This window comes from Paenibacillus sp. OK003 (genome assembly GCF_900109515.1).
In the GTDB taxonomy this organism is placed as follows: Bacteria; Bacillota; Bacilli; order Paenibacillales; family Paenibacillaceae; genus Paenibacillus; species Paenibacillus marchantiae.
In genome coordinates, this window is the sequence record NZ_FOBD01000011.1 from 152,372 (window position 1) to 172,686 (window position 20,315).

The following is a 20,315-nucleotide window of genomic DNA, read 5'->3' on the forward strand; positions in this document are numbered from 1 at the left end:
CTTGATTATACCAAATATTTGAATATTTTGATGTGGTCTTTTTATGTCCATGTGATGCAAATTGGATTGCAGGTTCACCAAGTAAGGTGAGGTATAGGCACTGAAATGAAAATGAAAAAAGCTGCCGTATAGGGCAGCTCTTTTCGTTCTTCTTTTATAGATAGTGATTACATGGATTTAATCAGTGTGATGGAGCCATCTTTTTGAGTCCATTTTACATCCCAGCCAAGAAGCTCAGCGATGAAACGCAGTGGCACTTGCGTACGTCCATCTTTGTTAACAAAGACCGTTGCGCCCACATTTTTTTCATGCCGTTCACTTCCATAACGTTGTTGTTCACCCAGAACTTCAATGTATCATTGCCAGCCATTACCGTTACTTGTTGTGCTTTTTTATCCCACTTCACGGTTGCACCAATCCCTTCGCTCAAGAAGCGCAGTGGAATGTAGGTGGTGTTTTTCCAAAGCATTGGCGTGGTGTCCATGTTGGTTATTTTGTCATTGATTTTCAGCATTTTGCTGTTCAGCTGCATCCATACAGTTGTTGTACTTGTTTCGGGCATTGTCGGTGTAGAAGGTTGCTCTTGGAATTTATCATTGAATTGAGTCACAATTGCATTACCCAGGGCTTGACCTACACCAAACATAACTTTGAATCCTTCACGGTTGGTTGTGTACGAACCTTCGTAGTTAGCCGCAGCGTATTGATCCAATACTTGTTGTACTTGCTTCTCATGTGTAGTCAATGCTTGTTGTCCTGCAGCTTTTGGCAGGTTACCCGCTGTTGCGGAATCCAGGAATGTCGCGAACTCCGTTGTGAATCCATCAATACGTTTCTCGACAGCTGCACGAGCCGTTGCATCATTGTTTTTAACAGCTGTTACATAGTCGCTTTGTGCATTCACGTGGTTGGTTACCCAAATTTTCTCGAACGCATTGGCACCGTCATTACCGTAAATGGAAGCAATCGCTGCCTTGAAATCCGCTGTGTTGCCAGCTTCAGCTGTAACCAGTGCATTGGATGCTGCTGTGCGGCCATCATACTGCTCTTGCATTTGCAGAGCCGACAGTGCGAAGTGCTCGGAAGCCAAGTGGTTCAGTGCAGATCTCAGATCAACTGCTGGTGTATCCGCTTTGCTGTTCTCGAATTTCTCAGGCATTTGTGTTGTGATTGCTGTGGAAAGTGCTTTACTCACATCGAACATTTCTTTGAAACCTTCACGGTAAGCTTTGTATGCATCGGTGTAGTGACCTGCTACATATTCATCAAATACTTTTTGCACGAGATCTTCATGTACTTTCAACGCATTTTTGGCTGCTGCTTTTGGCAATTTGCCTTCCGTTGCGGTGCTGAGGAATGTAGAGAATTCTTCTACAAAACCGTTGATATTATCCTGTGCCTGTTTGATTCCAGCCTGGTTGCCCATTTTAGTTGCTTTCACAAGATCATCTGTATATTTGTTATGAGCGCGGAAGATACGTTCGAATTCTTTGGCTCCTGCATCACCGTAAAGGGAAGCGATTGCCGGCTGCATATCCAATGCATTTTGGTCGAGTGCTTTGTAAGCTGCGTCTGCATCTTTTGCTCCGTCATATGCCTTCGCCATTGCGGTTACTGCGAGTGCAAAGTGTTCGGATAACAGGTGATCCAGGTTCGCTCTCAGGTCAGCAGCAGGTGTATTGACACTTGCTTTCATTGTAGTCATCGGTGTCTGTGGTGCTGCAGCAGCCCCGGCGATTCCTGGCATCAATAACGTCAAGCTCAGCATCGGTGCGATAAATTTCTTCATTTTCATTTTCATTACGTGTTCACTCCTCGGTTAGTTTTGTTTATCCTTTGTTTCCTCGTCGTCGTCTTCATAGGGTGTAACGCAGGGTTCTTCAATCTGGATCACCTCTCTGGGCAAAAAAAATTGCAGCCTCCGCTTAGGAAAGCCGCAAATGCGCGCCACAACAAGGTTTATCTCAAATTTAAAATTTTAAAATTATAGTGATCTGCTCCATTTAGCACTGCATACATACTGTAAGTGAAGAACTTTATTTTCCTTTATTTATCAATAAAAGCTTACATCCAAGGTGAACTTGAAGTACAATGAACAGAACGATTGATTTCAATGAAGGAGGTCATCGCATGACATTGCTGCCCTATATTTTAATTGTTGGCATTGCCCTGTTTGGTGGAATTGCTACAATGATGATCGGGAATTCGAAAGCGAATCAGACCAGCAACCCCGAGTATGATCGCAGGACCAGGCAAAATCTGAGCAAACTTACCTATGTATACGTTGGTGCCATCGTTCTCGGCATAGGCGGTTTCGTCCTTTATTTAGTGAACTGAATAGCCTCAATCTCTGCAAAGTACATGTCTGAACTTTTCCAGTAGTTCAAGGTTTCGTTGTACATATGGGATGGTTTGGCGAACCATTCCTTTCTCTCTTATGATAGCTAATAGTCCACGTACCACCCACACATGCATTTGTTCATAAAGACCTCTCCTGCTGAAAGAATTACCTTCCTGTGTATATCCCTGCTCAAAGTCAGCTGAAATCTCTTCTAATTCTCTCTCTGTAAATAACAAATTCCAAATGCCAAGATCCTTACACATGTTTACAAGTTGGAGATAATTCAGAATTATTCTGGATATGTTCAGCGGGTAATATAAAGCCATAAGGACAGCAAGCCATTTATAAAAAACACAATATATAAGTTGAATCTGACTTTTACACCATAACGGAGAGGGCAGAACCAATCTGAAGAAGCGTAGCTAAAAGCTTTCTGTAAGAAAGCTTCTTCGGAAGCATAGGCTTCGCCTTTATCCCCGGATTTTCCCCTTATAAAAGGACTCAAGAAAATCTGGGGGTAAGAGCGATCGGAAGTTGGTACTGCACTAGGAGTGGTAAGGTGTAAATCCCCCAAATCAACTTATATAAACTAAAGGAGAGTTATACACATGAAGAAAAACTTCAAGAAATCCGCAGCAACGATGATGGTACTGGGCATGACATTAACAGGAGCAACGGGCGTATTCGCAGGTACTCAACTGGAGAAAATCTCGGCATACCTCAACCATGGGATCAGCTTCAATGTAGACGGTGCGGCGTACTCACCAACGGATGGCAACGGCAACAAACTGGCTCCAATCACTTACAACAATTCAACTTATCTGCCTGTACGTGCCATTGCTGATGCGCTGCATGTACCTGTATCGTATGACGGTAAAAAAGGACAGGTGATCATCGGAGAAGCTCCAAGCAATCCTTCCACATTGAACAATGTAACCTATAGCGCAGCGCAAAAAGAAGCCATTCAAAAGGCATTTGCACAGTTCGATGGCTTCGAGACAGCATACGCTCCTGAGCAGATGATTGCAGGTGATACGTTCAAAAGTGTAGGCGCTGGCGGCGATGGAGTAAGCTTTACTTTCAATCATATGAAAGTGGATGTGTCTCCAAGAGATTATTCGGACGGTTACAATGGCAAAGATGTAAAACTGTCCAATGGCGTTACAGCCAAGTGGTACACACCGGATCAAACGGGTATGCTCACATTCAAACTGGATGATCGTTATGTCACAATAAGCTCACCTGACCATAAGCTGTCTCAGGCTCAGTTGCAGCAAGTAGCTGTATCTGTGCAAAAGGTTCAAGGTAATGATCAGGGCGTTACGGGCTTCGCTGATGTGAAATATACCCAAGAACAGTCAGCTGCCATCCGCAAAGCCTTTGCGAAATTTCAAGGATTCGAGACTGCTTACGCACCACAACACATGATTGCAGGAGATTCATTCAAAAGTGTGGCTGCTGGTGGCGATGGTGTAAACTTTGTCTTCAATCACATGAATGTCACGGTGTCGCCTAAAGACTACTCCTTCAGCTATGATGGCAAAAATGTTAAATTGCCCAACGGAGTTACCGCCAAATGGTACACACCGGATCAAACCGACATGCTGACATTCAAACTGGATGATCGCTATGTGACCCTTAGCTCGGCAAATAATGCATTGACTCATACACAGCTGGAGCAAATGGCTGTATCTGTGCAAAAAGTGAAATAAAATAAATCGACATATAAAACACACATCATTCTGCCCTTCCGATGAAAGCAGATCTGATGTGTGTTTTGTATTAATACCACTAACGGCTATAAATATCCTCAGCTGCTCAAGGATGGTTCGTTTAAAATTGCTGTTGCCTCTTTCTGCAATATGATCATACCGATAAATCCGCTAAACGAATCACTCTCCGATAGTTCATGTAATCGATCATATCCTCCCAGTCCAACTCACCTGCATTACCATCACGATAGTATACAGCCGCAGCCGGTAGGAAGCCGACCAACGGTCCCATGCCACCACAGATCATCGCGCCACCGTCGCCACCTTTGGGCATCAGGTTTCCAGATCCATCAAGCGTAAGCTCATAATTATAGGGATCTCCAGCAAACTGGACACCAAAAAAGTTGGGCAGCTCCAAATCATACGGACGGTCATTCTCGACGAATAGGGAAGGGTCCGGCTCTATCGATTCATCCACAATTCCCTCCACCTCTTCGAGGCTTCCAAAATGCTTCAATTTCATCGTATAGTCGAAGCTGTCTCCCCATGGAAATAACGTGCGGCAGCCCCCTCCGTACAGATACTCCCACTCATCTTCAGTAAGCAAACTAAAACCCACTTTTGCTTCTTCCTCGATGAAATACTCCAACGTCAAATCTTCATTGAACCAAAATATCTGTACTGCCTCACCTTGACGAACCAGACGGAACTCTTGATGAAGCTCATACTGATTCAGATCGGACAGCTTAAATTTCTCCAAATCTTCAGCAAAATAGGCAGTTTCCTGCGCCATCGCTTCAGCTTCCGTCACTTCAATCCAACCAAGGGAATGGCTGCTGCACTCCACCAACATGGGAGCAATGTGCACGTCTCTAACCGGAGACATCTGGCTGCTTAAAAAAGAATCCACATCCTCCACACCATACTCACTGACCGTCTCTAATAAATCGGCTGACGTTTCTTCGTTCATCCCATCCTGCCAGCGATCCCATCCGAGTGTCACCCGATCGCCAGGCACAAACACAAATCGCTGCTCATCATACGAAAATACACCTGTCTCGATTCGCTGACCGAATCGTTCAAATGTCTCCAAACCTTCATACTTCATATCTGTTGGAAAATGACTGACCATCCCTCGCAACAGTTCCTCTTTTTCCTGAGCAGACAGCCCTTTCCATGCATCTCGATTCAATGGCCCCATATACTCATCCACCTTTACTTGTATCCTCTTACATCACATTAACCTTTATAAAGCCCTAACGGGCATATCCTTATTTCCCTGCGGCCTTTAACAGCTCTAACAGTAATTCTTTCCGTCTTCCCTCGGCCTTGCGTGCCAGCGTTGCAAGTTTCTCCATCTTGCCCCAGATCGGATACAGCGCACGCTCCACTTCATAGGTTTCCATTCCTTGCAACGATTGGACCAGAAGTTGAAGCTTCTCCTCATTCTCCAGCTCTGGTTGGATCTTCAGCTTCAGGGAATCCGTAGAACGACGCAGGCAGGCAACTAATGCAGGTATGGAACCGTCCGTTACACCCTGTGTCTCAGCAAAGGCAACGGTGAATTTATCCTGTACCAACTGGTGCTCATCATCCACTTCACCCATATAATATTCAACCAACGGGAAATACCGCTCATCTGCCAATCCAAGTCCGAAGGTTGCATAACTGCCTGGCATACAGTTCTTTTCACCCTCTGTATCCGCATAAAATTCGAACTCTGCGATAGCCTCACGTGCATATTCTTCCAGCAGCGGATGCAGCTCCGGGTACTCAAGTAGGTTTGCGAAAAATCGATGCGTATCCGACTTCGCAAGCCCTTTAATCGGCAGATACTGCTTCACGCTGGATTTGAGCTTGATCTTGTAACTTTTGGGGAAGCCCTGCTTCAGCAAACGGGTGATAAAAGCAATGGCCTGTTCATAGGCAGCTGCTTCTTCCTTGCGAATAATGACGGTAATGATCGAGAACACATCGTTGGCTGTGCATTCCACCTGCTCATTTTTCACATGAATATCTTCCTCGACATAGGTTCCGCTACCTTCCGTCATCATACGAACCGCACGGCTACTACCCAATTGTTTGGCCAGTTCCAAGAAAGTAAGGCCTTTCGGTTTACTGTAACTAGGCTCATAACGAAGAATCATCACGGCTGCATACAGCAGCAGATCAATAGGCTGTGCCACCTGCTGCCTATGCTCACTCTGTGGCTGGTCCTCCTCCAAAGAAGCACCTGGCTTACGTGTATATACATTGGCGCTGTATGCAGAAGGCTGTACATCAAAGTAGCGTGGCAAAAAATGATTCTCCGCCCAAGACGTTATCGCACGGATAATGTCACCACGATGCTCCGCCAGGGCTTCCTGACGCCCTTTATTTAACTCCTGAATACGATCATATTGCGCTATAGTCCACGCTACGTCCGGTTCAGGGAACAATTTCGGGTCAAGCAGGTGACGCGTCAAAAAAAAGGATTCCAACGGCTTTGTTGGATATGAACCTTTCAGCAGCTTCTGGTCTACATATGTATGAATGCGCTCAAGCAACTGCTGCCTTTTCTCTTCGTTGATATATTCGAGCATGGTCACTTGCAGCTTTCCTTCTGTCGTTGGAAATTTCCCGCGAAAGGTAAACCGATAGTCGATCAACGGTGTATCCACCAGCTTGTCCAATTTCTCTTGAATCACTTCTACAAGTTTGGGCTGGATTTCATTCCGCACCTGTTCCTCCGTAAAGGGACCGGGATTCTTCGATTTCAATCCCTCATCCAATCCAAGATCCACACTGTCTACCGTGGTCCGTCCAGGTCTGTAATCCAGCAAAATATCATTAAAGATCCCCATTTGCAGCGTTGTTCGCTCCACAACCTTTTCCAGGTCATCCCGCTTCATCTGTTCATTAAACCATTCTTCAATGACCGCAATCATTTCTTCCATTGCCTGATCATAGAATGTACTCATGCTTCGACCGCCTTCCCATTTATCAGATCATTCCTCAAACCATCTATGCTAAAATGTTAAAAATACGTATTGATGTTCGTATATTACCTATTATCTTACTCTCTCACGTATCAGTGAAACAATAAGTCTTACGCACGGTTGTACGTCGAGAAATGAATGGATAAACTCTCCCTTACACTTCTATGTATCCCTGCACACAAAACAAAAACACCGGATTCAGGCGATTTCCCGCCCAAATCCGGTGTTTTTGCGAAATACGTCTTCCTTCTTTATTACTTTAGTATGATTCATCTCGTAAACCATTCACGGTATTAATTAACTGTTTTGAACCATTCATTGACTTCCGTTGTGATTTGATCGCCGCCCATGGATTTCCACTTCGTTACGAACGCGTCGAATTCATCGATGCCAATCTGACCATAAATGATTTTGCTGAACGTATCTTTCTCCAACTTGTCGAGTGCATCTTTTTTCATCTTCATCGTATCCGTCGGTGCACCCGTGAATTTGTTCTTGATGGCATCATCCTTATGAGCGACCACGACTTGAGCCGCAGCGAACACTTCAGGTTTGTTGGCAATTTTCGTATTTTTCTCAAAAGGTGTTTCAGGCTCCTTGCCTGTAGCCAGTTCTGCCAACGTATCCATCATCAGGTTCGGAATCCGTGCACCGTCATACGTAATTGTGTATTTGAGGGGGGATACCCCATCTTTCACTTCAGCTTCACCAAGCACTTTACCATCTACGATATCAAAGTCATATCCTTGGGCGAAGCCATGTTCGAACTCCCCACCCACTTCTGGATTAGCGAAGTTATCGAACAAATAATTTTGATACGTGAAGAAAATTTCTGGGTTTGCCATATCCTTGTTGATCAACACAACCCCGTTGCTGGCACCTGAACCGTGGTGATGGCTCTCGCCAGTCGGTCCGGTTGGCAGGGCAATAGCTTTGTAGGTAGCGCCGTCCACATTTTTCTTCACATCATCGATCGGCCAATTCGGCATCCAGTGTGGTCCCACAATGATTCCCGCTTTGCCTGCTGTAAACAATTCAGCCGCCTTAATCTCATCATATACGCCGGCTTCCTTCGGCAGATAACCTTTGGACAACCAGTCTTTCATCGTTGCAAGTCCTTCTTTTACACCCGGTTGAACCGAGCCGTATTCCAGTGTTCCTTCTGCATTCAGGTTCCACTGTCCTGGCATCGTGTTATACATGCCGAAGATCCAGCCGGATTCAGTCATCCAGGTATTGAGGGCATTTTTCATGCCGACCGTCAGACCGTACGTATCCTTTTTACCGTTACCATCCGGGTCCTGATTCGTAAATGCATCCATCACCGTCACGAGCTCATCAATTGTTTTGGGTTCTTTCAATCCCAGCTTCTTCAGCCAGTCTTCACGGATAAACATAACAGGGTCGCCATTGTAGGCATAATCGAAAATCGGAATACCATACCGTTTACCTTCATACATGTACGGGTACCACTCTTCCGGTGCGGATTCAGCAGCCCCTTTCCATGTGTCGGATGCATACTTGTCGAACAGTTCACCTGCATCGGAGAATTTACCCGACTCAATCAACTCACGCACCAGATTGTAGTCCCCACGGATGGAGACGATATCCGGCAGCTCTTCGTTAGCCGACAGGGAGAGACGAAGCTTCGTGTAAAAAGCATCATTGGTCACGGACACAGCCCAAGGCGTGGTCAGGTCGATACCCAAACGTTCTTTGGCCCATTTGGTGTGCACGTTGTTCTGTGCAGTTTCTCCATTCTTAAACTTTGTATCATCATTCCAGGCTCGCAAGTAGCTCATCTGAACCGCAGGTTCATACTTACCGTCTTGCAGTGCAAGTGGCGCAGCCGCTTCCTTGGATGGTTCTTCCTTTGCCCCCGAACTGCAAGCCGTTACGGCAACCATCGTCAGTGCAAGCAATGCAGTCATCATTTTTCTATACATGAAACCCCTCCTCAATCACTTTGAATACCCTTACATGAAAAGGATAGTGCAGCCGGGGAAGCAAAAATATATCACAATTTCAATGTTCATATTGATTTGTTAACCGTTCCGAAAATCCTGCGGGGTCAGGCCATAATGTTTGCGGAAGACTTGAATGAAATAAGGGGTATTGTTATATCCCACTTCCTGGCCGACTTCATAAATCTTCATAGCTGTGTGCTTCAGCAAGTGAACAGCACGTTCCATCCGGGAACGGATAATGTAATCACTGATGCCTTCACCCGTTGATTGTTTATACATTTTGGACAAATATACCGGGTGCAGATGTACCTCACCTGCAATAACCTGCAAGGAAAGATCTTCACCCAGATGATGGTCGATCCATTGTTGGACCTGTCTGATCATGTTCGATCCACTTTCCTGGCCCGTATCGGTTGTGCTTAGAGCCCATTGTTCCATCACACTCCGGGTCCATGCTTCCAGACTGCGAAGTGACACACCGTAACCATCCTTCAACAATTGCTGATACTGCTCACCAAGGACATCAGACAACTGTCTGCCCTCCCGATGAGCCATGTATGAGAACGCGGCTGCAAGATAGTGAAAAGCAACATAGACATGCTCCGGGAACACACTATCCGATAACTCGGCAAAAATCGCATCAATCTTGCGACTCGCGTCCTCCATCCGTCCTGCTTCCAGCAGTGCGGTCAATCCGGGTGGCTCATAGAGCGCTGCAAGTGATTTCAAAGTTGCTCCATGGGAGCCGGCAGCCGCATTGAGATGCAGTCCTTTACCCGCTTCCCCCTGCTTGCGCAAGGCACTTACAGCCTGATGATATAATTGTGGAACCTGATCCGGAAAACGGCCTATCCGGCTGACTGACAGTGAAATCGTCGCGTTTAAATACTGCTTCACACTGTGAAGCAGCCGTTCTCCGAGCCGTCCCATCAGCAGCTCTGGTTCAGACTGTGCCTGTTTTGCACTTGCCATGAAAACGAGATCATCATACGCATCGTCCGTATGGCAGAGATGATAACTGCTGCCAAAGATTTCTTCCACGACGTTAGAGATGGCGTATTTCATCAGACGGAATGCCTTGTTTGTTGGCTGTGGGTCATCATAGCGGATGAGCAGCAGCTGCATTTTATCCTGGGGACGGAATCCAATCTCCAATTGCTCCAGCTTTTCCACAAGCTCGCTCTCTGCAAATTTATGTCCAAGCAGCACATCCTTCATTAATCCCGCCCGCTTCTCCGGTAAATGTTCCCTCACCGAATACATGGCGCGCTGGTGCATCAACTGTTTCTCTCCCTCCAGCCGAATCTGGACGGAGGCCTGCTGCACGGCTTCGATCAGCTCCTCATCGCGCACGGGCTTCAGCAGATAACTCACTGTTCCATGACGGAGTGCCTGCTTCGCATAATCAAAGGACGCATGTCCGGATAAAATGATACATTTGGTCCGTTCCCACTTTTGCCGAATATGACTCACCAGATCCAGACCGGACAAGCCCGGCATACGAATATCGGTGATGATAATATGGACCTGATGTGCTGCCATTTGCTGCAATGCCTCTTTCACCGAGTACGCCTTATATACGTGTCCAATCCCATGTTCCCTCCAAGGTATGGAGGCTGCAATCGATTCCACCGCTGAATGTTCATCATCCACGACCATTAGATTCATCATTAGGGTATTCCTCCTCAAACCATCGTATTTCCACACTGAGACCCCCATAAGGGATCACTCCAAAATGAAGCCCTGAAGAATGACCATATCGCGTAACGAGCCGTTGGTGTACATTCCAGGTACCCGTGCCAATTTCTTCACCCATCGGTTCATTGATTTCACGCTCCAGACCGGCAATCTCTTCCTCCGTCAAAGTAACACCGTCGTTATCGACAAACAGACTGTATCGAGTGTATTCCCTACCATCGATTTGTTCTTGTACTGCCATGCCTGTAACCACAATGTGACCGCTGCCCTCCATCGGTTCGATGCCATGAACGACTGCATTCTCCACGATAGGCTGGATCAGCAGCCTTGGAATGTGCTGCTGCATCAGTTCTTGCGGTACGGCGATCTCATACGACAAACGGTTGGTGCGCATCTGTTGGATGGACAAATAATTGTCCAGCAGCCGAATTTCCTCTTCCACGGTCGTCATATCGTTCTCATCACGTGTGATGTAGCGATAATAATCTCCCAGGCTGAGCGACATGGCAATAACCGCTTCACGGTTCCCGAGCTGTGTCATATTTTTAATATAAAACAGACAATTGTACAGGAAATGAGGATTGATCTGTGATTGCAGATGCTTCAACGTCGCTTCCCGCGAGCGAATGCGTTCCTCGTATACTTTTTCGATCAGCTCCTGAATCTGCTCGGCCATGTGATTGAAGCTCTGAGTTAGATACGCGAATTCATCACGGGAGTGATCGACCGGAATTCGTGTGGATAGCTGTCCTTTGCGAATCTGCTGAAGCCCTCTCATCAGACGTTGTATCGGCACCTGTACCTTTCGGTATAACAACAGGGCAGCGCCAATACTGAGCACGAGCAGCAGCAAAATCGAGGTTATAAACATATTTCGGCTCTTGTCCATCGGCGTAAGCAAATCATCCAGCACAACCGGGTTAACATAGATTCCGTTTAGTTGTTTGGAGAGCACATAACTGACCAAGTACTGCTTGCCCCCCACCTCCAGCTGATGGTTGCCTTCACTATCCAGTTGGGTTAATGGCATGTCCCTCATCACGGCTTCCACGAGCTCGGGGTCCGCACTCCGATTTAACAGAGGCTCGTTGCCAGGGACGAGAAGAAAGGGATCTCCTCCCTGGGCCTCCTTGAAATCATCCAGCATGGCAACAATGTTCATCGGGTCAAAATCAATCTCCATCACCGTTCGTACATCCGTGGTCACAGGTTTTTCATTCCACTCGTAGTTATCCGTAAAGAAATAAGTGAAGCTGCCTTCGTTCAACTGCCATCGGCCTGGCTGTGGAAACTTCAGCATCTTCTCATTGAAGACCGTCCGGTTGGACATGGTGGACAATACCAACTCTGCCTGAGGCAGCACAATGGTAATATCGTTCTTCCAACGGCTGGTGGACTGGTATAGTGACAATTTGTCGAGAATATCGAGATAGATGCTGTTTTTCTCATATTGGCTGGTCGATTCTGTCATGTAACGATAGTGTAGAATGCTTGGATCACGCAGCAAAGTCAGCCCATAAAGCGAGAGCTGCTCAATATTTTTATCCACCTGAGAGCTAAAATAGTTGAACTGGTTTAAGCTGGACTGCTGCTTCTCCTCAACGATCATGTCCACGTTCGCCTGATTCGCGTAGGTATAGAGCAGCAAGATGGGTACCAGCAAGCAGACCAGCAGCATAACTGTTTTTGAGAATACTGTAAATTTCATTGCTTCACCCTGTCCCGGATTAAAGTAAAGATACACATCGAAGTCCTATTTTATATTGAAACCCCTTACATATCTATACTGAAATTTCAAATGAGTCACTATTCGGTATACGTTTTCAACAAGTTAATAAATCAACATCCGCCTTGAAATGTTGTTCTATAGCCCGCCCGTTTCCATTGCTATAATTCAGTTGCTCCACTATTTGCAGAGGCTGACTGGCCTCATTATGCAGAGGCTGGACGATATAAAGGAGGGACCTGATGGCTATGGAACAACCACTAACGACCAATACGCCGGTGCGGCAGGCAACACACAATCCACGCAAACGTACCCGCTGGAATTTCAAACGCAATTGGCCGCTGCATCTGATGCTGCTGCCTTCGGTACTGCTCACATTGCTGTTCGCCTATGTGCCTATGGGCGGCATTATTATTGCTTTTCAGGATTTCAAACCATGGCTGGGATTCACTGGCTCCAAATGGGTAGGATGGGATAACTTCCGATTCATGTTCGAATATCCGGACAGTGTTCAGGTCATCTGGAACACCGTGCTGATTGCTGCCATGAAAATTGTGGCCGGACTCGTGGCCCCGGTTGTGTTTGCCATTTTGCTGAATGAAGTACGTAATTCCACGTTCAAACGGTTCTCACAGACGCTGGTATACCTGCCCCACTTCCTGTCTTGGGTTGTACTGGGCGGCATCCTGCTAGACATGCTTTCCCCCGAAGGCGGACTGATTAACCAGGTGCTGGCGGCTGTAGGCATTGAACCAATCTTCTTTCTGGGAGATGGCGACTGGTTCCGTGTAACCGTAGTCATTAGTGATGTATGGAAGGAATTCGGATTTGGTACCATTGTCTTTCTTGCAGCTCTCGCGGGTATTAACCCTGCTCTGTATGAGGCTTCCGAAGTTGACGGGGCAACACGGCTTAAGCAGACCCTGCACATTACGCTGCCTGCACTCGTGCCGATGATCATTGTGGTGGGAACACTTTCACTGGGGAATATTCTTAATGCTGGATTTGACCAGATCTTCAACCTGTACAATCCACTTGTATATGATAAAGGCGATATTATTGACACGTTTGTTTACCGGATGGGTATTTTGAATGGCAAAATGAGCTTTGCGACTGCGGTTGGTTTGTTTAAATCCTTTGTTGCCATGTTCCTCGTTATTACGGCCTACCGGATGGCTTACAAAATCGCTAATTACCGCATTTTCTAAGGAGGAATTAAGGTGTATCACAAAACGACCGGATACCGTATATTTAACGGCTTCAACCTGTTCTTCATCGCGGCCGTCTCGCTGCTGTGTGTGCTGCCGCTTGTCCACATTCTGGCGGTTTCCTTCAGCGGTAAAGCGGCAGCTTCCGCCAATCTGGTAACGCTCTGGCCGATTGATTTTACAGTCGACGCCTATACCAAAACGTTTGGTAACAGTAACTTTCTCAGCGCCCTCTGGATCTCAGTTCAACGTACCGTGTTTGGTACGCTACTCAGTATGGTGCTGGTCATCCTGACGGCATATCCTTTATCCAAGGAAAGTCTGAATTTCAAGGGACGTTCACTGTATGCGTGGTTTTTCATCTTCACGATGCTGTTCAGCGGCGGACTGATCCCGTCCTATATCCTGATTCAAAAGCTGGGACTAATCAACACCCTGTGGGCTCTGATTTTACCGGGCGCTGTGGCGGTCTGGAACCTGATTCTCATGATGAACTTCTTCCGTAACGTGCCGAAAGAGCTCGAAGAAGCGGCATTCATCGATGGTGCCAACCATATCACCACATTGTTCCGCATCTATCTGCCTGTGTCCATGCCGGCCATTGCTACGATCTCCCTGTTCACCATGGTGGGGCAGTGGAATTCCTGGTTCGACGGGTTGATCTATATGAATGACGCATCCAAATATCCGCTCGCTACGTTAATGCAGACCATTATCGTGCAGCAGGATTTCTCCAATATGAATGTCGATGCGACGCAGCTTCAGAACATGTCGCAGCGTACCGTTAACGCAGCCCAGATTTTTATTGGGGCATTGCCAATCCTGCTCGTGTATCCATTCTTGCAGCGATTCTTTGTCAAAGGAATTGTGCTTGGGGCTGTAAAAGAATAGGGTTCGTATACTAAAACTGAATGCATTCGCATGATTTCATCCCGAGGTTTATAACGCGCCGTTATTTACTTCGGGATGTCTTTCCGCGAATGGCATGGTTATATTGATTAATGAGTTCATCCAGAACCATCGATTGACGAATGACCTCCGGATGCCACAGTTCTTTATGAGCGTTTGCAATCTGGTAGAGCCTCTGTCGTGCCTTTTCGATACATTCCTGAATGGTTTCCGGATTATGCACCATACTCCCGCCCCCTGTTGTCCTTCAATATCCTTCATCCAAAAAAGACCATCTATTATAATATTCGGAACAAAGGGAGCTGCACATTACCCCAAAATCAAATTTATGGTTATTTTTTCTTGTACAGGTTGAAATAAGGATGAGCTATGGACTCAGATGGTGTAAAATACGAAAAATACCGGATAGGCTTATCAGCCTTATCCGGTATTTTTTGTACCCATGCGATGTCCATTCATCTTAATCCAATATCCTCAAAACGGTTACCAATCGTCTCTGGGAAGGCCAGTTTAATGGCATCAATGGCGCGCTGTTCCGTTTCCCCTGCTTGCTCAATCAGATGGATTACCCTTAGCACATGCCCTGGTTGCTTCGTATCCCAAGCTGTTGAATCCTCAACCTTCTCCATCATCTGAGCATATAGGTCTGCGAGTAACGCGTACGCCTGCACAACATGATTCATCTGATTAGACAAATGTCCAAGCTCTGCAACATAGGAGGCCATATCCTTTCTTGAATCAGCATAATAGCGTAAAACCATGGCAGCTTGATTGGTTTCATATACACCAGATTGCAGGGCATCAGCAATGGCTGCATATGCAGCAGGTCCACAGGCGTAATCCTGAGGAGGCAGCATATAATCATGAGTTTCCCATTTGTACACAGCCTGAATTAATGATTCCTTGCACACTTCCCATACGTCTACGGTTGTATGAGATTCAAGAATCTGATAATACCAATAAGGCGTACTGTTCCGACCAAAAGAATCATAGGGCAGACGAATGACTTCATTTTCTTGAGTCTCACAAATGAACAGCACCTGCTCCCCATCATCATATCCAGCACAAATAACAAACTGATCATGCCACAGAATAGTGCCCACACCCCGGTCAATGGAAGCTTTGATATCCAGCAGGGCATGCTTCTGATAGAGCGGAAAGGTCGGCTCGAACGAAAATCCCCCGTGTTGTCCGGTCGTGACGCCAATGAAATCAGCAGCTACAAAGTTTTCGGCCATCCAGTTGTACGCTGAGATCGATTCTGTCGTTAGACGCCGATCTACCACCAGACGAAACACATTTGCAGTCATGCCCGCAATCATGTGACGCGGTAAATTTGTCCACTGTTTATGCACCAGAATTCGGTACATCGCATCTATATAAGAGCCCGCTCCTTCCCATGATATGTGCTCACATGAAGAATTCCTGCTCCGTGTAAAATGAATCCAATCCGGCAGTATTTTGCTCCCCATCCTCTACTCCTCCCTTCCTACCTTGCCGAATGTGCTCCCCAACGAGGCACAGTGGAACGTTTGCGGTCAGGATACTTTAGCGATATCATACGAAAATAATCAACAGCCTGCTCTTCCAATGCTTTCGCTTCCATTAAAAGTCGTGCCAGCTTCTCTGCGGCATCTGCCTGCATGATCCATCTGTTATGTTCCTGCATCATGCATCCCTTCATCTGGAGAATCAAAGCTCCAAGCTGTTCATAACATGCACAGGCTTGGTCCAGTTCGGGCCATATCCCCCGCACATCCTGCAAATACATCTGAATTTCAGTTCGGGACTGGCAATAGGATTGCAAAATATACGCAGCACCCGATTCATCGTAATCTCCACCCCGAAGAGCCTCTACCCACATATCATATGCTAGTCTACCCGAAGCAACATTTCGATCAGGCAGCAGTCGATAAGGAATATCCCAATCCTCAATTGCTAATCTCAATGATTCCAATAGCTTCTCTTGTTCAGGGATATGTACCTGGTCACCAAAGACCTGACAATACCAGAACCCGGTGAAGTTTAATCCAAAATTGTCATATAACAAAATCTGTGGTTCCTTGCTCCATCCATCTTGCACATAAAAGATGCGATCACAGTCATCATACCCATGAATAACGCCAAATTCCGGAAGCCAGTAGATTACCCCGATGCCTGCATCCAGGCTACGTTTAACCCAATTCACCGCATCCCTCTGGTAATACCCAAATGTGGGATGACGTGTCCGTCCCCCATCCCAGATCGTGAATATCCCCAAGTTCTCGATCCCAGGGCGATGAGATTCTCCCCATTGACCATAGGCTGTAACCGACATGGACAGTAGTCTGCGATGCACTGAAAGTTTGAATGCCATACCTGTATACCCAGCGAGCACATACTTGGAACCCTGAAACAGGCCCGCATGGGTCAATACAGCGTGTAGGCTATCCACATACGATTTGGACTCCCGCTTCATCATCAGGTTGTCTAACACAACTTCAGTCAAAAAAAATCTCCTCTCCGTGGTTGCTCTAATTCACATTTGCCTTGTGCTGTACGGCGAGCCTATCGATTATGCTTTCAGCACTTTGCTGCAGCTTTCGTCTAAGCCACGTTGGAGACAACAATTCCTCCCACTCACTAATAAACAAATGCTGTAGGAAAGCATCCGTATCATAAAATTCAATCCAATGAACCTGACCTTGCTTCTCTCGAATCCGATATCCTTGCCACAGCTCTGTTTGCTGCACTTCTTTCAGCCTTATCTCAGCGACAAACGGTTTACGGACAGGCAGCGCCTCTTCCCATACACCCAGCAACCCGTCTGTCTGACACTGAAACGTCTCGTTCGTCATCTGCACATGAATCATGCCCTCCAGCCGGATGGCCGCTTGCTGTAAAGGGTCCATTTCATAACCAACCACATAATCGGCGTTGAACTGAGACAGCATCTTCAATGGACACCAGGTAAATTGCCGTTCTCCGGCATGATCTCTGTAATGGATATGTACTTGTCGGGATTCAGCAATCGCATGGGACAAAATCTCAAAGAACTGAAGCTGCTGCGGATCTGCTTTAAACACAGGAAGCTGACTGCTCTCCATCTGCTGTTCCTCGAGTGTAAAACGCTCCAGCAAATGTGCCACACGCTTCACCGCATCCGACTGATCATAGTTGTAATGCCGATAACGATGTGCCAGATACTTAAGCACCCGCTGCTCTTCTTCCGTCATATATAAATGGGGCAGTCGGTAGGTCTGATCCTCGTAACAATACCCCCGATATTTTGCGATATACACCAGGGGCGCGCGCAGAGAAATCGCCATATATTCAATATCACGCTGGGCCTGGCGCCGGGATATTTCAAATTCACGTGCAAGCCAGCTGCTGTTCGGAAAACCTCCACTCCGAATCTGCTCGTCAAACCAGTGAATACGATGCATATTGCTCATGTCCCCGCCCCCTGGCTCATTCCGTATTTCGTAATTGTATTATACCAAAAGAGATGGCCCGTTCCGAAGAACAGGCCTGCTATGTTATACGGTTACCTTGTCCACTCTGGACTGCACGGCTTTGGAGCATTTCTTGCATACTTTCAGACTCGTACCATCTGTTTTCGTTTGCACGTACAACAATTTAATCCGGGTGCTGCTGCATACCGGGCATGTTCCTCTTCCTCGGGATGGTAGATTCCACAGGACGCGTCCTCTTTTTGTTTTTGCCAACGTATGTGAACCTCTTTTCGATATGGTTTGTGTGTTCACCGTTATTATAGAGGGCATGGTACGACATAGAATGTCGCAACAGTATGGAACATGCCACATATAAAAAATGTCCCCTCTTCGATTTGAAGAAAGGACATTTTTTAGGATTCATGTATTTCAGACTGAGCTGCCGCTTGTAATAAAGGCTGCAACAGACCAGGAAAACGCACTTCCAGATCCTCGGATCTTAGCGTCAGGAAATGCTGTGTACCTTGCACTCTCACCCGAATGACTCCGGCTTCCCGCAGGGTCCGAATATGGTGTGACATCGTGGATTTCACAACAGGTGCACGAAAATGACTGCATGGCTGTTCACCATTTCTGGCTGCTTCGGTTACGATCCCAAGACGGATGGGATCACTTAAAGCGTACAACACGGAAGAAAGTTCAATATCCTCCACTTGGGGATGGTGCAAAATTTTCATCGTTGTAGTCTCCTTTTTTTCAGACTATCCATTGTATTTTAGCACAGTTCCATGATATATTTCTAATGTTCGATACCAATCGAACTTACAAACCTATTTCGTTTATGTATCCCCTGCTGACAGGCATGGGATTCACTCTATACCACATTTTGCAAATGTTACACACCGTTTCTGAAATGTTGCGAAATACACATCAATCTAGGAGGTTTTTATGAACAACACCGCAACTGCATCATCTGGGGAACGGACAGCAGGAATACAAGAAGGTTTAATCGTAAGTCTGCTTGGCTTCACGGTTGTGCTTGTCGTTATGAATACGATGATGTTCAATCTGGCCCTGCCCAAAATTGCAGCTGAATTTATGCTCTCATCTGTCTCTTCTTCCTGGATTGTCACCGGTTATTCCATCGTTTTTGCTATTTCCTCGATCACGTTCTCACGTCTATCGGATTTTATTCCGATTCGCACGCTGTTTACGACCGGTCTTACACTGCTTGGTGCGGCATCCGTTCTTGGTTTCTTCAGTAACCATTTTATCCTTCTGCTCATTGCACGTCTGATTCAGGCTGCGGGTGCAGCTTCTGTACCAGGGCTAGCTATCGTTCTTATTACTCGTTACATTCCAAGTGACCGCCGGGGGAAATCCATGGCTGTTGTCATGTCTGCCAGCTCACTGGGTCTTGGACTTGGACCTGTGATTGGCGGCAGTATTACACAGTTTCTCGGATGGCATGATCTGTTTATCATTACCGGACTAACCTTGTTTCTGATCCCTGTATTTTTCAAACTGCTTCCAAGTGAGAAGCCGCAAAAGGGTTCATTCGACTTGCTCGGCGCGCTGTTACTGGCGATCGGAACAACTGGCGTCCTGCTATTCCTGACTTCGCGTGAGTGGGTAACCCTCATTATTGGTGCGGCTGCACTGATTCTGTTCTGGTTACGAATTAGCCGTGCAGCTGATCCCTTTGTGCAACCGGCCCTGTTCAAAAACAAAAAATATATGATGCTCAGCTCCCTGGGGATTGTATCGTACATTAACAACTTCTCTACGCTGTTCCTGCTGCCGCAAATTTTGGCACATCTGTATGGCCTGACTCCGGCCCAGTCCGGGCTTGTCATCTTCCCGGGTGCAATCGTGTCCATGCTGTTGTCCAATCGGATTGGCCGCATGATTGACCGGCACGGCAATACACAACTGCTCAAGTTCGCACCATGGTTGCTGCTCGCTGCTGCCGGACTGTTTGCTCTTTTTGCAGACGACAGCATCTATGCCATTATGGCCGTATACATTCTGCTTAGCGTAGGCTTCTCTGCACTGACAACGAGTGTATCCAATGAGTTGTCAGACAACCTGACAATGGATCAGGTGGGTGCTGGCATGGGACTGTTCCAGCTCAGCCAGTTCTTTAGCGGTGCATTTAGTGTTGCGGTAACCGGCGTGGCACTGACAGCCATGCAGCAATTGCCCTTAGCCTCGGCGTACACCAACATTTTCTGGGGTATGACCGTAGTTGCTCTGGCGTCCATTATTTTCTCCCAGGTGTATCTGAGAATGCAGTCACGGAAGAAAACCGCTGCTTCACACTAAGCAGGTTTTATAGGATC

At 46.7% G+C, this 20,315-nt stretch carries 18 protein-coding genes; 5 read left to right on the plus strand and 13 right to left on the minus strand.

Annotated elements, in window-relative coordinates:
* Positions 1-167: 167 nt before the first annotated feature.
* Positions 168-251 carry a hypothetical protein gene (locus BMW94_RS31335; protein WP_368086923.1) on the minus strand — a complete coding sequence of 28 codons (84 nt, stop codon included), beginning with the start codon at positions 249-251 and terminating at the stop codon, positions 168-170.
* Positions 215-1,801 (minus strand): copper amine oxidase N-terminal domain-containing protein, encoded by a 1,587-nt coding sequence (locus tag BMW94_RS18685; RefSeq protein ID WP_254790287.1) that lies wholly within the window; start codon positions 1,799-1,801, stop codon positions 215-217. The genes BMW94_RS31335 and BMW94_RS18685 overlap by 37 nt, the downstream gene beginning before the upstream one ends.
* A gap of 329 nt (positions 1,802-2,130) precedes the next feature.
* On the opposite strand from BMW94_RS18685, the gene BMW94_RS18690 reads away from it, so the two are divergent.
* Positions 2,131-2,337, plus strand: coding sequence for a hypothetical protein (locus BMW94_RS18690; protein WP_091000482.1), 207 nt, complete (start codon positions 2,131-2,133; stop codon positions 2,335-2,337).
* A 612-nt stretch (positions 2,338-2,949) separates the two neighbouring features.
* On the plus strand, positions 2,950-4,053 hold the full coding sequence (locus BMW94_RS18700) for a stalk domain-containing protein (protein WP_091000484.1): 1,104 nt from the start codon (positions 2,950-2,952) through the stop codon (positions 4,051-4,053).
* Between the two features lie 154 nt (positions 4,054-4,207).
* Here BMW94_RS18700 and BMW94_RS18705 read toward each other — a convergent pair whose 3' ends face one another.
* The 5 genes from BMW94_RS18705 to BMW94_RS18725 all read right to left on the minus strand — a co-directional run bounded on the left by BMW94_RS18705 (position 4,208) and on the right by BMW94_RS18725 (position 12,404).
* Positions 4,208-5,254, minus strand: a complete 1,047-nt coding sequence (locus BMW94_RS18705) for a hypothetical protein (protein WP_091000485.1) — start codon at positions 5,252-5,254, stop codon at positions 4,208-4,210.
* A 70-nt stretch (positions 5,255-5,324) separates the two neighbouring features.
* Positions 5,325-7,013 (minus strand): DUF6138 family protein, encoded by a 1,689-nt coding sequence (locus tag BMW94_RS18710; protein ID WP_091000486.1) that lies wholly within the window; start codon positions 7,011-7,013, stop codon positions 5,325-5,327.
* Between the two features lie 311 nt (positions 7,014-7,324).
* Entirely contained in the window at positions 7,325-8,977 is a 1,653-nt protein-coding gene (locus BMW94_RS18715; RefSeq protein ID WP_091000487.1) for an extracellular solute-binding protein, read from the minus strand.
* A gap of 99 nt (positions 8,978-9,076) precedes the next feature.
* On the minus strand, positions 9,077-10,669 hold the full coding sequence (locus tag BMW94_RS18720; protein WP_175480759.1) for a response regulator transcription factor: 1,593 nt from the start codon (positions 10,667-10,669) through the stop codon (positions 9,077-9,079).
* On the minus strand, positions 10,644-12,404 hold the full coding sequence (locus tag BMW94_RS18725; protein WP_091000489.1) for a sensor histidine kinase: 1,761 nt from the start codon (positions 12,402-12,404) through the stop codon (positions 10,644-10,646). Before BMW94_RS18725 ends, BMW94_RS18720 begins: the two co-directional genes overlap by 26 nt.
* A 368-nt stretch (positions 12,405-12,772) precedes the next feature.
* Between BMW94_RS18725 and BMW94_RS18730 the strand changes: the two genes are divergently transcribed.
* Complete coding sequence (locus tag BMW94_RS18730) at positions 12,773-13,630, plus strand: ABC transporter permease (RefSeq protein ID WP_052016673.1); 858 nt, start codon at positions 12,773-12,775, stop codon at positions 13,628-13,630.
* Positions 13,631-13,642: 12 nt separating this feature from the next.
* Positions 13,643-14,521: a carbohydrate ABC transporter permease gene (locus BMW94_RS18735; protein ID WP_091000490.1), complete on the plus strand. Its 879-nt coding sequence runs from the start codon at positions 13,643-13,645 to the stop codon at positions 14,519-14,521.
* A gap of 61 nt (positions 14,522-14,582) precedes the next feature.
* On the opposite strand, the gene BMW94_RS18740 is transcribed toward BMW94_RS18735, so the two are convergent.
* The 6 genes from BMW94_RS18740 to BMW94_RS18765 all read right to left on the minus strand — a co-directional run bounded on the left by BMW94_RS18740 (position 14,583) and on the right by BMW94_RS18765 (position 18,710).
* Positions 14,583-14,765: an aspartyl-phosphate phosphatase Spo0E family protein gene (locus BMW94_RS18740; protein ID WP_091000491.1), complete on the minus strand. Its 183-nt coding sequence runs from the start codon at positions 14,763-14,765 to the stop codon at positions 14,583-14,585.
* Positions 14,766-14,994: 229 nt separating this feature from the next.
* Complete coding sequence (locus tag BMW94_RS18745; RefSeq protein WP_091000492.1) at positions 14,995-16,011, minus strand: hypothetical protein; 1,017 nt, start codon at positions 16,009-16,011, stop codon at positions 14,995-14,997.
* A 17-nt stretch (positions 16,012-16,028) separates the two neighbouring features.
* The gene (locus BMW94_RS18750; protein WP_254790288.1) at positions 16,029-17,027 is read right to left on the minus strand and encodes a BtrH N-terminal domain-containing protein; all 999 of its coding nucleotides are present in this window, start codon (positions 17,025-17,027) and stop codon (positions 16,029-16,031) included.
* A gap of 25 nt (positions 17,028-17,052) precedes the next feature.
* Positions 17,053-17,973 carry a helix-turn-helix transcriptional regulator gene (locus BMW94_RS18755; RefSeq protein ID WP_091000493.1) on the minus strand — a complete coding sequence of 307 codons (921 nt, stop codon included), beginning with the start codon at positions 17,971-17,973 and terminating at the stop codon, positions 17,053-17,055.
* An 84-nt stretch (positions 17,974-18,057) separates the two neighbouring features.
* Positions 18,058-18,246 (minus strand): hypothetical protein, encoded by a 189-nt coding sequence (locus BMW94_RS18760; protein WP_091000494.1) that lies wholly within the window; start codon positions 18,244-18,246, stop codon positions 18,058-18,060.
* A gap of 140 nt (positions 18,247-18,386) precedes the next feature.
* Positions 18,387-18,710, minus strand: coding sequence for an ArsR/SmtB family transcription factor (locus BMW94_RS18765; protein ID WP_079350162.1), 324 nt, complete (start codon positions 18,708-18,710; stop codon positions 18,387-18,389).
* A gap of 211 nt (positions 18,711-18,921) precedes the next feature.
* Between BMW94_RS18765 and BMW94_RS18770 the strand changes: the two genes are divergently transcribed.
* Positions 18,922-20,298, plus strand: coding sequence for an MFS transporter (locus BMW94_RS18770; protein ID WP_091000495.1), 1,377 nt, complete (start codon positions 18,922-18,924; stop codon positions 20,296-20,298).
* Positions 20,299-20,315 lie beyond the last annotated feature (17 nt).

Coding starts and splice junctions, on each gene's coding strand:
- BMW94_RS18685 (WP_254790287.1), bottom strand. CDS start 1,801: ATGAAAATGAAAATGAAGAAATTTATCGCACCGATGCTGAGCTTGACG.
- BMW94_RS18690 (WP_091000482.1), top strand. CDS start 2,131: ATGACATTGCTGCCCTATATTTTAATTGTTGGCATTGCCCTGTTTGGT.
- BMW94_RS18700 (WP_091000484.1), top strand. CDS start 2,950: ATGAAGAAAAACTTCAAGAAATCCGCAGCAACGATGATGGTACTGGGC.
- BMW94_RS18705 (WP_091000485.1), bottom strand. CDS start 5,254: ATGGGGCCATTGAATCGAGATGCATGGAAAGGGCTGTCTGCTCAGGAA.
- BMW94_RS18710 (WP_091000486.1), bottom strand. CDS start 7,013: ATGAGTACATTCTATGATCAGGCAATGGAAGAAATGATTGCGGTCATT.
- BMW94_RS18715 (WP_091000487.1), bottom strand. CDS start 8,977: ATGTATAGAAAAATGATGACTGCATTGCTTGCACTGACGATGGTTGCC.
- BMW94_RS18720 (WP_175480759.1), bottom strand. CDS start 10,669: ATGATGAATCTAATGGTCGTGGATGATGAACATTCAGCGGTGGAATCG.
- BMW94_RS18725 (WP_091000489.1), bottom strand. CDS start 12,404: ATGAAATTTACAGTATTCTCAAAAACAGTTATGCTGCTGGTCTGCTTG.
- BMW94_RS18730 (WP_052016673.1), top strand. CDS start 12,773: ATGCTGCTGCCTTCGGTACTGCTCACATTGCTGTTCGCCTATGTGCCT.
- BMW94_RS18740 (WP_091000491.1), bottom strand. CDS start 14,765: ATGGTGCATAATCCGGAAACCATTCAGGAATGTATCGAAAAGGCACGA.
- BMW94_RS18745 (WP_091000492.1), bottom strand. CDS start 16,011: ATGGGGAGCAAAATACTGCCGGATTGGATTCATTTTACACGGAGCAGG.
- BMW94_RS18755 (WP_091000493.1), bottom strand. CDS start 17,973: ATGAGCAATATGCATCGTATTCACTGGTTTGACGAGCAGATTCGGAGT.
- BMW94_RS18765 (WP_079350162.1), bottom strand. CDS start 18,710: ATGAAAATTTTGCACCATCCCCAAGTGGAGGATATTGAACTTTCTTCC.
- BMW94_RS18770 (WP_091000495.1), top strand. CDS start 18,922: ATGAACAACACCGCAACTGCATCATCTGGGGAACGGACAGCAGGAATA.